Raw genomic sequence first — 14,383 nt, forward strand, 5'->3', positions numbered from 1 at the left:
GGAGAATATGACTATAACTGAATTTAACTATTCAATATATTATTGTAGATACTCTAAACAAATGTTAAAATATGGTTCTTCAATGGGGTGCAAAACTATTTTTTCCACAGTGTATATGTTCTTGAGTTGTAGGGTGATGTTTTATATCAATTTTGATTCTTAGTAGGTTAGGAGGCGTATTTTATGCAAAAGGGCAAGAAAATTGGGATTCTATTCTTACTGATCACCATACTGTTAAGCGGTTGCATCTCAAAAGTAGCTTCTTCAAAAGAAGAGAAAATAGTGCCACTTGTTGAAGAACCTCAACCTCAAATAGAAGCTAATGATAACGAAGATTCAGAAAGTAAAGTTGAACTCGTTATCGGACCTAATGATATCCCTCCCGTCGAGGAGAGTAAGTTTAATGAAGGTGTGTTTATCGAATGGGTTGATGTAGAGAATAAAATGGACAAAGGGGCCATAGTAACGCTACAAACGGTGCTAGAAGCTATTATTAATCAAGATCTTACAACGTATGCTGCGCAGCTGAGATCTGATGTAAAGGATAGCGTACCTATAACGGGACAAGAAATCTTTTTTTCAGAAAATAAAGATAAAAAGTTTATGTTTTATGATCTCCATACCATAGAGAAAGTGTATAAAACAAAATCAGAGTATTACTATAATGTAGTCGTTATTTGTATGGAATCGTCAGATGATCTAACGCAGCAATCCTATTCATTTGTAATTACGAAAAAGGATGAAGAATGGAAGCTTTATATGGTTGATTAATAAATTATTTTATAACATCAGAAACGGATGAACCCATTTTTCCAGTAAATTCTCCATTAACTTTATAACCGGCACCACTCCATTGAAGTATATACTCTCCACTACGCATTCCTTGTTCGAAACCCTCTTCAAAATTTGTCCACGTCAGAGAGCTGCTTCCATCAATCTCTCTAGCAAAATATAACTTATTCGTACTTTTGTGCGTTAAGCTAACCCTCACTGGATGACGGCTTTTGTTTTCTAAAGAAAGTTTAAGATGACCATATCCCGCATTTACAGTAAAATACTTTGATACAACCGCACCTCCCTTTGCGGTATCGCCAATGGGGTTCGGCTTATCATCAGAAGTAGTGCTTTCTAAGTGATCCTCGATAGGAGGATGCGTAATAGGACTCTCTATTTCACTAGATTCAGGAGTTACCTTCTCCGGAGTTGTACTTGTGGAAGCAAAAGCAATCATCGCTGTTGTTGCCATAGCTAAAGATAATGTCGCAATAAAAGCACGTTTTCTCTTCATATAAATGAACCTCCAGTATTTCTGTGTTGTTGCTATATAAACTTTTGTTTCTATCCCATTAAATAGATATCCACTAGCTATATGTCTATTAAAACACTTAATGAAGCAATAATGTTCGATGCAATCCATAAATAATCTCTAATCCTTCAAAACTATAGCAAAAAAAGGCTGCTAGATTTACCAGCAGCCTTTTACCATCCTATATTCTATTCCCCGCCTTAACCCATGCAACCGATTAGACATAAAATGAAATAACGGAATCCAGCAGTTTTTTTGCGTAGTCGTTCTGAACCTCAGAGAGGTTGCTAGATGCAATCTGCTCTACAATTTGGCCATTCTCCATAAACATGACTCGATCACATAAATGGGATACGGCTTGCAGATCGTGGGCGATGAAGAGAATGGTCATATTATCGTTTTCCTTCAGCCTGTACAGCAGCTCCATAATTTGCGACTGTGTTGACACATCAAGTGAACTAATCGCTTCATCCAGCACTAGAAATCTAGGATTTCTACTAATCGCCCTCGCGATACACACTCTTTGTAATTCGCCGCCGCTTAGTTCATGGGGATACCGATTTGCCACCGATAAAGGGAGTCCGACTTTTTGTAACAAGTATTCCACTTGTTCCTGAATTCCTCCAGCTGTTCCAAAGGCTCGAAGCAGCTCACTAATGACGTCACTCACTTTATAATATGGATTAGCGGACGAGGTATAATCTTGAAAAACGACGCTCATTTGTCCTTTGTTTTCTTTGATCCATGTGGTTACCTCTTTGTCTTCCATACGTATGGAGCCGGCGTCTGCTTTTTCAAGACCTAAGATGAGTCTGCCTAACGTACTTTTTCCGCTTCCGCTCTCTCCAACCAAGCCCACACATTCGCCTGCACGTATACGAAAAGAGACATCCTGTAATACATTCAGCTTCTCTTTTCTAAAACCATTTCCTGATTTTTTATAGTTCTTATATACATTCTTTACTTCAAGCATTACACAGGATCATCCTTTCTCATCGCATCTGAAAAGGACTTCGTTAATTGTTCTCGGGTATGAATTAAAAACTTCGTATACTCCTGCTCTGGGTTTGAAAATACATCTTCTATTTTTCCGTACTCGACTTGTTTGCCTTCTTTCATGACAAGTACCGTTTGCGCTAGTCTTTGTACAACACCGAGGTCATGTGATATAAAAAGAACAGCCGTATCGAGTTCACTTCTCAGTCGTTCAAACTCTTTTACTACCTCATTTTGCGTGATAGAATCAAGCGCTGTTGTAGGTTCATCCGCAATAATAATATCCGGTTTCACTGCCATCGCAATAGCAATCATACACCGCTGCAGCATACCGCCTGATAACTGATGCGGGTATTTCTTCAGCACTTGTTCTGGCTCTTTAATTTGCATCTTCTCAAGCTCTATAATAGAGAGAATTCTCGCTTCTTTTTTCGATATTTCGAGGTTCTCACACAAGGTCTCGATCATTTGACTTCCCATTGTATATAAAGGATCAAAGGCAGACATCGCGTCTTGCAAGATCATGCAGATCCGCTTGCCTCTTATCTTTCTCATCTCTTTCTTACCTAGCTGCAATAGATCATCGCCATGAAAATAAACATGCCCCGTAACCTTCAGTGAGGGCTGAGTTAGTCCCAGTATAGCCTTTGTGGTAATGGACTTACCACTCCCACTTTCACCCACAATACCAAGACAATGATTGCGATCTAACGTAAAATTCACATTTTCTACGAGGACTGTTTTTTTTCGCTCATCTGTAATGGATAAGCCATTTACTTCTAACACATTCAAGTTCATCTCACCCCTTCTTCGTTCCGCGTTTCGTATCAAAGGCATCTTGCAGGCTATCCCCTACGAAATGAAAAGCCGCTACTACAAGCAGAATCGCTATTCCAGGAGCAAGCATTTGATAAGGATGTACAATCATCACATTTTTTGCTTCATTAAGCATCATACCCCACTCTGGTGTTGGAGCTTGTACTCCTAATCCTAAGAAAGACAGCGCTGAAATGACCAAGATGACAGATCCCGTATCCAGTGTGGCTAAAACTGCGATTTCTCCGGCTGCTCCCGGTAAAATATGCGTTTTTACAATATGTCCTGTACTGCAACCTGACACTTTGGCAAACCGAATATAATTTTTGTCGGTATATTTTAATACGATGGTACGTATCATGCGAGTGTACCAAGCCCATTTTGCGATAATACTTGCGATAATTACATTGAATAAACCCGGACCCATCATCCCAACAATCGCTAGAATCATCACTTCACTGGGAAAAGATAAAAACACATCACATATTCTCATAATGAGTTCATCTACTTTGCCTCGTGAAATCCCGGCGATGACTCCTAGAATTGTACCTATGATAATGGTTACTGCCATTGCTAATAAGGAAGTAAATACCGTGGTGCGTATCCCATAAAGTAATCTTGACAAGATACAGCGCCCAAGCTGATCCGTACCTAACGGATAAGTCATACTCATCCCTGCAAATTTCTCTTTTACGTTGGTTTCAATGGGGTTATGCGGTGCAATCATCGGTGCGAATACCCCAGCTAAAATGACAACAAATAGAAATCCTATACATACCATCGCTAGACGATCTTTCTTTAATCTATTTATTACCCCCACGGTTAAGCCTCTTTTCTAAGTCTTGGATCTAATAACATCGTAATGATATCAACGAGTAAATTACAGCCTACAAATAATACAGCCATAAGAAGTACATAAGCTTGAATGATTGGATAATCGTGATTAAATATCGCTGTAATACATAAACGGCCTACCCCTGGCCACGCAAAGATGTTCTCCACGATAACCGTACCTGCGATAAGTTTAGGAATGGACATGCCAAGTGCAGCAATCGAGGATTGCAGAGAGTTTTTAAATATATGTTCGAAAATCTTTCGTTCCTTTAAGCCGCGAGCTTTTGCATACAGCACGTAATTCTCCAGTTTGTTCTTCACCATGTTATTTCGCAGCAGTCTTACGTAAGTTGATATATAGGCAAAAGAAAGAGTAACGGCCGGAAGAATAACGGAGCTCGGCGACTCCATACCACTCGTTGGCAGTAAATTTAGTTTTACTGCAAATAACCACATGAGGAGTAGGCCAATCCAAAAGCTTGGTATTGCCTCTGATACAAAAACCATTCCTCTTATGAAACGGTCAATGATCGTACCCTCATATACTGTACATATGACTGCGGCCACGATGCTAACCGTCAAAATAATCGCTAGTGACACCAATGCTAAATGCAGAGTCGCTGGAATTGCTCGGCTCATTTCGCTAATGACCGGTTTGTTCGTAATATAACTGTTACCAAAATCTCCTTGCAGACTGTCTACTACCCATGCTATATATCTTTCAATAAATGATTTGTCGAGGCCAAGTTCTGTGCGCATTTCAGCAACCGCTGCTTCTGTCGGTGTTATTTCATTCACACGAAGTGCGACTTCAGCCGGGTCACTTGGACTTAAATTAATCAGAATAAAAGATAAAAAGGATATACCTAATAAGATGGGTATCATGCTTAGCAATCGTTTTATAATGTAATTTCCCATTTCGTGATTCTCCCTAAAATGAATGAAAAAGACAGATTCTTGAGATCTGCCTTTTTCACCTTAAATTATGATTGTTCGAAATACATCTTTTCAAATGGTATCTCGTATTGGGAAACATTAAATGTTACACCTTTTAACTCAGGAACATAAACCGCTTTTGTACGCGAATACGTTAGAGGAATATATATTCCCTCATCATGTATATAGGAGAGAATATCTCTATACATCGCCTGACGCTTCTCTTCACTTGCCTCAATCATCACTGCTGTAATGGTATCATCTAACCATTCTTTTTTATCCAGTCCGATCTGTGCTTGATAATCACCATGTGCCGGAATTCTCCATGAGGATAGATAAGATTGAGGGTCATACGGGGTACCCCATGATAAGGAGTACATGAGATCAAAATCACCAGATTTTTGGCGATCTAAAAATGCCTGTTTCTCTTCACCCATTATTTTTAAATCTGCCCCTACATTTCTTAAATCGCTCTGGATGAATTCACTAATTGTTTTTTCTTGCGCATTGTTAGAATTATAGTAAATAGAAAGCTCTAACTTCTTTCCATCCTTATATCGATAGCCGTCATTACCGAGTGCCCAGCCCGCCTCATCTAAAAGTTTGTTTGCCTCATCTGGGTCAAATGATCTTACCTCTAAATTCAGATCACTATAGGGTACCGTTGACGAGAGTAACGTATCTGCCACAGATTCCGAACCATTCAAAATCTCATCAGCGATGGACTTTTTATCAATTGCATATTGAAAAGCTTCACGGACTTTAACATCACCTGTAATCGGTTTGTTCGAGTTGAGTAGAATAGCTCTAGAAGCAACCGGTTTACTTATATCTGTTGTATATTGACCTTGTTCTTCTAATGCTTTGAACGAGTCAATATCAATCATATCGCCGTCAGCACCAAAAATCAGATCCACTTCTCCTTTTTGAAGAGCAAGCAAGATCGTTTGCGGATCCGGCATAACCTTCCACTTCACCGTAGAGACTTTTGGTTTTTCACCCCAATAATTTTCATTAGCCGTAAATACCGCATATTGCCCCTCTTTATGTTCCGTTAACACCCAAGGACCTGTCCCTGCATAGCTACTAACTCCATCCTTTGTCTCCCCATCAATAAAAGATTTGGGCGAGATAAATCGGAATGGACGAGTAAGACCAAGTTCAGTTAAAGCGGGATAGTAGGGATGCTTTAATACAAGTTTATATGTATATTCATCGACTACCACGTTTTCTTTGATCTCATTTACCATATCAAGCCAAGCATGGCGTTCACTATTTTTTAATATTGCATCCATGTTTAACTTTACAGCTTCCGCATTAAAAGGCTCTCCATCGGTAAAAGTAACACCTTGTCTTAGATGAAAGGTATACTCTAACCCGTCTTCTGAAATGTCCCAACTTTCAGCTAGAGCAGGTTTTACGCCCTCTTCCGTATTGATGACAAGTGATTCAAACACCATATTTTGGGCTGACATTTCCCCACTATATAAATGAGGGTTGATATCTCTTATATCTTTTGTGCTGGCATAGACAATTTCATCGCGTGAACGATCTTCCGTGCTAGCATCATTTCCCCCTTGACATCCTGTAACGAATACCATGAGTAAACCGAGTAATAAGGTCATACTGATCTGTAATTTCTTCACTTCGTGTGCTCCCTTTTTGTTATAAAAGTATGGTCCTATCCATGATGCTGTTCTACTTGTAAATCCATATGAAGTGTATTCCAGATTGGATCATCTTCAGCTAGCCTTTCTTCAAAACCTTTTGACTTCCAAAATGGGATTGCACCCGGCAAAAACGGATGGGTATGCAAATATAGCGTTTCATAGCCAGTCTGCTTACAATATTGCAACGCTTCTTGAAATAAGACCGACCCCAGACCGAATCTCCTATATTCCGGATCAACGTAGCATTTAACGATTTCTGCGGTTTTACTATGATGATAGAATCGATCCAGTTGCTGAAATCTTCCATCATATGGAGTAATCGCGATGGTTCCAATCACCGTTCCATCCTCAAAAAAAGCAGCAAAAATCGCTGCATCGTCCTGTTCCATATAATATTCATTAAAATTAAGTAGGTCTGGCGGAAGCTCATCCTGAGTTAACATCGGGAAGATTTCTTTACGTACCCTCATCATAAATTCGACGATTTGGTCACGTTCATCAGCTTGCACTTTTCTAATTCTATATGGCTGCTGTATTTTCATTTTCTATCAAACTTCCCCTTATCCTAAACATTTCTATGGATTAATATTATTAGTCACAAAGCGAAAATTCAAGTTTTATGAGCAGTTTCGACATCTTACGCACAAGAATAGAACAAACCTTACAATATATGGTTTGCCAGTGATGTTTACAATGACATATCTTGCCCATACCTCGCAAGGTAGGCCTCTTTTTCTTTGTAATCCTTCATTATACTTCCGACTCGTCTCCAAAAAGAACGATCATGATTCATATGCAGCAGATGGCAGAGTTCATGAATCACGACATAATCGATGACCTCAAGCGGCGCCATGGCGAGACGGTAATTAAAAGTAAGCTGTTTCGCCGAGTTACAGCTCCCCCACTTCGTCCTGGATTCCTCTATGACAAAGGATTTGGGCGTAACTTTTAGCTGCTTCTGATAGATTTTGATACGTTCGCTAATCACTTTCTTACAGCTTGTGAAGTAAAATTTCTTTAAATCAGCTCGTAACTCTTCTTCTGTTCGTCCCTGCGTCTCAATCAATTCGTGCAAGAAATAATACTTTCCAAGATGAAGGAACTTCCCTTCTTCTTCGTATTCTCTTATCTTTGACGGAGTACGAGCAGCTTCAATCGCGCGGAGTTGTTTTACAATCTTATCTCCTTGCTGTCGTACGGCGTTCATGATTACCTCATCTTCTGTATGCTTTGGTGCTTTCACGATGATCAGGCCCGAAGGATAGATCTGAATCGAAAGTTTTTTGCGTGGACCGTATTCCACATGAAATTCAATTTGCCGGTTGTCTAGTTCAATTTTCATCATCAACATCGTTTCTATATATTTTTTCTCTATATTACTATAAACGCATGGCTTCGGAAATATTTCTTCGAAATTCATTAGGTGCGATGGCATATTCTTTTTTAAAAGCACGATAGAAAGATCGTAAACTATTAAATCCAGAATCAAACGCAATAGCCGTGACCGGTTTCGTAGTGGACGTCAGCAGCATGTAAGCATAAGCGGCCCGCTGGGCGTTAATATAATCTCGGAAAGAGATTTGGAACTGTTCGGAGAATGTCCGGGAAGCATGGAACTTACTGATCCCGAGCTCTTTTGAAAGGGTATCAAGCGTGATCGGCTCTAAGTAATGGAGGTCTATATAGGTAAGTATTTTCTGAATGATATTCATATCTTTCGTATAATCTGCTTTTTGCAGAGACAATAACGGCATCGCATGTCCAAGAATCGCTGATAGATATGCTTTAATCAATCGTCTGTCTACTTGTTCATCATATAATTTGCACAGCATGGTGAGGGCGTTCATCATGACCTCATTTTTTGGGATAATCGGATGGCCTGGAATATAGTTTAGTAAATCTCCTGTATAATCCCCTGGGAAGGTAGCATCAAAAAAGATCAGCAGAATCTGATTATTTTTCATCGTTTTATAGCTATGTGGTTGGTTAGGAAAAACGATCGACATCTCTCCTTCAGACAAAACATAATCTTGCTGATTAATCGTAATATTAATTTCCCCTGATAACACCATGGTGATTTCGACATTCTTATGCAAATGAAGAGGATACGTATTATTCGTAGAAATAAATAGATGAAAATCGTGATCACGATGCTGGTATTTGATTTTCATACCTTACTCCTCCTCTATTCGCATTGGAATTCCCTAACGAACTCGACTGCACTACTAAGAACATAATATAGATATCCTCCTTAGTACAAGATCAAACTACAATATTTGGCACAAAAAAGTAAATTTATGGCATGTAAATACATAGGAGAAGATTTAAAGTAATAGCGTAAGCAACATATTAATGAGGGGAGGGAGTATAACAGGATTGCAGTTACGTCCTAAGGGATGCACTCATGTTATACAACAATCAGATGAAATGGAAGTTAAGAGGAAGAGGTTCAAGAAAGATGATGACCGTCTTTTTGAGTTTTTCGGTAGCGCTTTCATTCACAGGATTGCAGCCTTTTGGTCTTGATTCTGTACAAGCAGCGGAAGGAAGTCAGTTCAAAGGAGCTTTGATCCCCGCATTTCCTGGTGCAGAAGGCGGAGGTGCCTACACCAGCGGCGGTCGGGGCGGCGATGTCTACATTGTTACAAACCTAAAGGATTATGGTGAAAAAGATCAACCTATTGAAGGATCGCTTCGATATGGGATTCTATCTACTCCTAAAGAAGGACGTACGATTGTTTTCAACGTTTCCGGTACCATTGAACTGAAAGGCACCCTTCGTCTTAAAAACATTAAAAACCTGACCATTGCGGGTCAAACGGCACCTGGCAATGGAATTACCATTGCGGGCTGGGATACGAACATCAGCGATTCGGAAAACCTTATCATCAGGTACCTTTCCTTCCGCCCAGGTGCAACCAATGTCTATAATGGCAGTGATTCAATGGATGCCCTATGGGGAAGAGACAATAACTATTTCATTATTGATCACTCCTCCTTCAGTTGGAACACAGATGAGACCCTGTCTACTTACAGAGGTGAGAACGGAACAATCCAGTGGTCTATCATTTCAGAGAGTCTGACGCTATCGGGGCACTCTAAAGGTCGTCATGGCTACGGCGGTATTGCGGGTGGAGATAAAACAACCTTCCATCACAATCTGTACGCAAATCATACTTCGCGGAATCCAAGACTCGGCGGCGGTTATGCAGGTGCGGCTAACGCAGATCATGTCGCTGTCGTTCAATTCTCTAACAACGTCATCTATAACTGGGGATTTAATACTACATATGGCGGCGGCTTTACCTACACTAATTTTATGAATAACGTAGAGATTGCAGGCCCAGGTACCAGGGATAATGTAACAGACCGAGTCCTAGATGCTGGCGAATCTAAAAAGATTGGCGGTTTCTACATCTCAGGCAATCGGATTAATAATAAAACAACCGGTCTACTCGATCCTTCCTCGAAACATATCCAAAACTCGGGTGACGTCGAAGGTGATACAAAGACGATTTATGCAACTACACCTTATCTGTCCGCAGATAGCACAGGAGTTAACCATGGAATTACGAATCAAGCTTTTGATGATTATGTACAAAATGGTGTGAAAATAGCGAATGGTAAATTACTTGACGCGATCTTGCAGCAAGCAGGAGCCACCTATCCTCGTCGTGATGCAATCGATGCAAGAATTGTAGCTGAGGTAGAAAAAGGTTTTGGCAGATACATCAACACAGAACATGAGGTTGGAGGTTATGTCTCTCCTTTTGGCGTGATTGAAGAACAGCATCCAGCGAATTATGACACGAATCTAAATGGTATTGAGGATAATTGGGAAAAGAAAAACAAGATCTGGGATACCACAGATGCATATAAGACGGTGACAGACCAAGGTTATACATGGCTTGAACTCTACATCAATAGTCTAGTCGATATGAATCATGTGGCGGAGAATCCCGAAGCTAAAATGACAAAACCAGATAATAATACACAATTGAAAGTAGGAGAAGCCGTCTCCGTGAAAATCAAAGCGGACTCCAAATTCGGACATAAAATTAGTAAGGTTGCTGTATACAATGGTTCTGAGTATCTTGGCGATGCGGTGAAAAAAGGGAATAACTACGAGTACACAATTAAAGATCTTGCAGATGCTTCCTATTATATCTCGGCAAGAGTTACGGATTCGAAAGGGAATACAACCCAAACCACCGCTGCTAATATTCATGTAAATGCACCTTCTCGCTCTCTTAATAGTGAAGGTTTTAAATCTGACGATGTCGGATCTCCTGATCTTAAGGGTACTGCAAGTATGACAGATGGAGTATTTACCGTGAAAGGTAATGGGAAGCTCGGGATGAGTGAAGGCAGCACAAAACAATCACGTGAGAATGATGCAGATAAGGACGATTTCCATTTCGTTTATAAGGAATTGTCAGGTGATATGGAGATTACCGCGAAGCTGGAGGAGATTGGTTCTGTAGACAATCATGCTTTTACAGGTCTGATGATTCGAGATGACTTGAAAAAGGATAGCGCCACCGCTGCTTTAGGACTCTCTACGGTGAAATTATCGAAAGATTACAGCTGGTCTACCTACCTAGCAGGAAGAAACAGCAAGGGTGCGGACTTCGACCGATTAACGGAAACGTTGGATAGCCCATCTGCAGCTCAAGAAGCTGGAATTCAGCTCCTTCCTGACATTGCATTTAAATTAAATGGTGTGGAACAAGGATACTGGCTCAAACTCGGACGCAAAGGTGATACCTTCTATGCTTATGGTTCAGCAGACGGTAGCAACTGGACAAAAATCGGTGAGAAAACGATCGCGATGCGAGATTCTGTATTTGTTGGCATGGCTGTAGACAGCAATGATGTAGCGAATGATATTGAGCAGTTGAACTATGCGAAGTTCTCCAATGTGAGCGTCAAGGATAGCTTTAATCCATTAGGTGAGTAAGCTGTAGCCACATGTGGTGAGTAGAAAACATCTTGAATAGTAAGATTACTTTTATGGGGGATGGTAAAAATCCCCCATATTTTTGTGTATGGGGGATCAAAATGTGCCTGGTTACCTGCAAATATTTATTAATCCAGCGGTGTGATTCATTTAAAAATAAGGTTTACCCTTCAACCACATCAGCTCGAAGTTCTGATGAAATTTCGAGCATTTTAGGAATGACTGCTTCGTTTGCAACGGCTACGTAAATGTCTCCCATGTATAGTCGGAACGGAATTTCAAGATCCCCATGCTTCCACATGAAAAAATCACCTTTGATCGACATCGTGCTCTCCGTGCCTTTCACGGTAAATACCTCCGTGTAGGTAAAATCGGGTTTCGTTGCAAAGTAATCTTTGCACTCTTCCAAAGTAATCGCTTGTTCTGTTATGTTTTCTTGCATCGATCGTGTTATACGAAAACGCTGATTCATTAATATGCCTCCTATATTGTCATCACTTTCAATACTCTCTACATTTTTTACATCAAATCATATTTTCTCATTCCCCGAATCTTCTGTCAAAGAAAGTCCTGCTCATTCTTGTTTAATTACAAAAAGAAAAGCCCTATCCTAATGGATAGAAGCTTTGAATTAATTAATTTAATATTCCAGGACGTGGTACAACTCCAAATTCCTCTGCAAGTACGATTAATTCTTTGTTTGTTATTCTTTGCTTGATTTCGTGGTGTGCAATTAACATATAGATCTGAGCTGCTTTTTCGATCGTTTCGATAAGCCCTAACGCATCGTCAATAGAATTGCCTGTACCAAAGATACCATGATGCGGCCATAACACGGCACGGTGTTCCGCCATTTTGAGTGCGGTCTCGCGTCCAATCTCACTAGAACCGGGTACCATCCAAGGAATGATTCCAATACCGTCAGGGAAAACAACGATACATTCCGTGCACATTTCCCATAGGGTTCTCGTAAACTTATCCTCATTTAATTCGTGAATAAAAGTCATCGCTATCACATTTGTCGCATGGTTATGTATGACTACACGATGATTAGGATCGATTTTTATCCTTTCGATATGACTCATGAAGTGGGCAGCCAGCTCGCTTGTTGGCTTCGCATCATCTGGTAATCCCCAAAGAAGCTCAAGGGTCTCCCCATCCTTAGATATACGAATCACACCTAGATTAGCTTCTGGATCATCAATAATATTTTTGAAATATTTCCCAGAACCCGTTACGATAAAGTATTTTCCCGCTAGTTCGTTAACTGGAAATGCAGGCTTAAATGTACGGATCACTTGATCAATATCCATATAGGCAGCCACTTCTGATTCATCGAGAAGATAGCTGACATTGCCTCCATTTCGTTCGTCCCAGCCAAATCTCCACATATGCTGTGTTGCTTCAGCCATCACTCTCACAAATGGTATATCGAGTGCTGGAACATTCCCCTTTTTAAATCCATGAGTCGTACTCATCTTCGTCACCACAATCCTTTCTAGTATAAGTAAACATTACAATAGATCTTGTGAGACATTTAGAACAATTCTTTTGGTTTGACTCTTAGATTACTGAAATCAATCATTTTACTATCCATCATATCTGTTATTTTCTTTGAAGTCCACATAAACAAAGATACACCATATGAGATCGATAAGGTGTATCTTTGTTTACAATAGGAACGCTAAAATGAAAGATATTATTTTATAGTTAAAATTAGCCGCGCTTTTGCCTCTAATTAGTAAAAAGCTGCTAGCTAGAAATCTCCAGTGGCACGAATAAAAATGATGAATCGTTTAAATAAGCTTTTAATATGGCTTCCGCATAAGGTTGCTCTTCAATTAACCCATCCCACTCGGCAGAATCATCTGCATGAAAACTATATGCTTCAATGAGTGCCATAATGAAGAAAGCTTCCAGCTTCGGTATGTATTCACCATGAAGTTGTCTAATTCTCTCATACCCTTTCATAAAAAGAACGCGTTGCGGAGGGAATAGTCCAAGAATGGACTGAGCTATATCGTATAAGTGATAACCGAAGCCGCACCTGCCAAAATCAATCGGATAAGGTTCACCTTCAAAGAACACGATGTTACCATTATGTAAGTCAGCATGAATCATTCCAAAGTCATGTTCGTGACTTGTAAGTGTTTTAAGTAGTTCAGTCACTTTCTCAGCGGCCATCGAATACAACTCTAACGCTTCATTTGATATAAAATGCCCGTGATTGAGTTGTAGATGAGCCCAGTCCCTCTCAAAAGTATGGATGCCCCAAGAAGGACGTGAAAAGTCTGTGGATGGACTAAAATCAGTGCTTGCTTTGTGAAGATGTGCCATCAATTCCCCCATCTTTTGTATCGTCTCTTCTGTATGCTCCCCCTTCTCTAAACGCTCACCTTCGACCCAAGTTAATAAAGTGGCATAGTACTGCTTTCCGTCATCTGTGTATGCAGTGGTAACTAAAGAGCCCTCCCTATTCCGCACGGCAACAGGCAAAGTGATGCCCTTACTTTTCATCGCTGATGTCCATTCTAGTTCAGAGCTAATCTCTTTCGGATTTTTGCCTGCCGAATGAATACGGAGTAAAAATGATTCTCCCTGGTCAGCTGCAATTCGAAAAGTGACATGCTCTGATATTTGGATGAAGTGAATTGAATTCCAGTTAATCTCGTATTTTTGTAGTGCATGAAGAGCAGCTTGCTTGGTTTGTTTTAGCGTATCATTCCGATTGATCTCGGTATCCATCTGAAATCCCTTAGCCATCATTGGTCTCCTTTATCTGAAGATATCTTTACGTTATTATAATTGACCAGTAAATAGTTAGAGAGATAATAAATTTTTTAAGCTGATTTTTACTAAGAATGA

General features: G+C 40.1%; 14 protein-coding genes. 2 read left to right on the forward strand and 12 right to left on the reverse strand.

Features of this window, described 5'->3' with window-relative positions; translation table 11 throughout:
• Nucleotides 1–183 precede the first annotated feature (183 nt).
• Nucleotides 184–771, forward strand: coding sequence for a hypothetical protein (locus H9647_RS15935; protein WP_191801703.1), 588 nt, complete (start codon nt 184–186; stop codon nt 769–771).
• Between the two features lie 4 nt (nt 772–775).
• Here H9647_RS15935 and H9647_RS15940 read toward each other — a convergent pair whose 3' ends face one another.
• The 9 genes from H9647_RS15940 to H9647_RS15980 form a co-directional block, all read right to left on the reverse strand.
• The gene (locus tag H9647_RS15940; RefSeq protein WP_191801705.1) at nt 776–1,288 is read right to left on the reverse strand and encodes a pilus assembly protein; all 513 of its coding nucleotides are present in this window, start codon (nt 1,286–1,288) and stop codon (nt 776–778) included.
• Nucleotides 1,289–1,523: 235 nt separating this feature from the next.
• A complete protein-coding gene (locus H9647_RS15945; RefSeq protein ID WP_191801707.1) occupies nt 1,524–2,279 on the reverse strand; it encodes an ABC transporter ATP-binding protein in 756 nt (251 codons plus the stop codon).
• Entirely contained in the window at nt 2,279–3,100 is an 822-nt protein-coding gene (locus tag H9647_RS15950; RefSeq protein WP_225229337.1) for an ABC transporter ATP-binding protein, read from the reverse strand. The genes H9647_RS15945 and H9647_RS15950 overlap by 1 nt, the downstream gene beginning before the upstream one ends.
• Before the next feature lies 1 nt (nt 3,101).
• The gene (gene opp1C, locus H9647_RS15955; protein WP_191801709.1) at nt 3,102–3,938 is read right to left on the reverse strand and encodes a nickel/cobalt ABC transporter permease; all 837 of its coding nucleotides are present in this window, start codon (nt 3,936–3,938) and stop codon (nt 3,102–3,104) included.
• 2 nt (nt 3,939–3,940) lie between these two features.
• Nucleotides 3,941–4,870 carry a nickel/cobalt ABC transporter permease gene (gene opp1B, locus H9647_RS15960; RefSeq protein ID WP_191801711.1) on the reverse strand — a complete coding sequence of 310 codons (930 nt, stop codon included), beginning with the start codon at nt 4,868–4,870 and terminating at the stop codon, nt 3,941–3,943.
• Between the two features lie 65 nt (nt 4,871–4,935).
• A complete protein-coding gene (gene nikA, locus H9647_RS15965; protein ID WP_404822634.1) occupies nt 4,936–6,534 on the reverse strand; it encodes a nickel ABC transporter substrate-binding protein in 1,599 nt (532 codons plus the stop codon).
• A 35-nt stretch (nt 6,535–6,569) separates the two neighbouring features.
• Nucleotides 6,570–7,100, reverse strand: coding sequence for a GNAT family N-acetyltransferase (locus H9647_RS15970; protein ID WP_191801713.1), 531 nt, complete (start codon nt 7,098–7,100; stop codon nt 6,570–6,572).
• A gap of 146 nt (nt 7,101–7,246) precedes the next feature.
• A complete protein-coding gene (locus tag H9647_RS15975; RefSeq protein ID WP_191801841.1) occupies nt 7,247–7,900 on the reverse strand; it encodes a M48 family metallopeptidase in 654 nt (217 codons plus the stop codon).
• 37 nt (nt 7,901–7,937) lie between these two features.
• On the reverse strand, nt 7,938–8,729 hold the full coding sequence (locus H9647_RS15980) for an AraC family transcriptional regulator (protein ID WP_191801715.1): 792 nt from the start codon (nt 8,727–8,729) through the stop codon (nt 7,938–7,940).
• Between the two features lie 287 nt (nt 8,730–9,016).
• On the opposite strand from H9647_RS15980, the gene H9647_RS15985 reads away from it, so the two are divergent.
• Nucleotides 9,017–11,518: an Ig-like domain-containing protein gene (locus H9647_RS15985; protein ID WP_191801717.1), complete on the forward strand. Its 2,502-nt coding sequence runs from the start codon at nt 9,017–9,019 to the stop codon at nt 11,516–11,518.
• A 163-nt stretch (nt 11,519–11,681) separates the two neighbouring features.
• Here H9647_RS15985 and H9647_RS15990 read toward each other — a convergent pair whose 3' ends face one another.
• The 3 genes from H9647_RS15990 to H9647_RS16000 form a co-directional block, all read right to left on the reverse strand.
• Complete coding sequence (locus H9647_RS15990; protein WP_191801720.1) at nt 11,682–11,990, reverse strand: hypothetical protein; 309 nt, start codon at nt 11,988–11,990, stop codon at nt 11,682–11,684.
• Nucleotides 11,991–12,153: 163 nt separating this feature from the next.
• Entirely contained in the window at nt 12,154–12,996 is an 843-nt protein-coding gene (rhaD, locus tag H9647_RS15995; protein ID WP_191801722.1) for a rhamnulose-1-phosphate aldolase, read from the reverse strand.
• A 274-nt stretch (nt 12,997–13,270) separates the two neighbouring features.
• Nucleotides 13,271–14,281, reverse strand: coding sequence for a phosphotransferase enzyme family protein (locus H9647_RS16000; RefSeq protein ID WP_191801724.1), 1,011 nt, complete (start codon nt 14,279–14,281; stop codon nt 13,271–13,273).
• Between the last annotated feature and the right edge of the window lie 102 nt (nt 14,282–14,383).

Source organism: Paenibacillus gallinarum, from assembly GCF_014836635.1.
GTDB classification, from domain to species: domain Bacteria; phylum Bacillota; class Bacilli; order Paenibacillales; family Paenibacillaceae; genus Paenibacillus; species Paenibacillus gallinarum.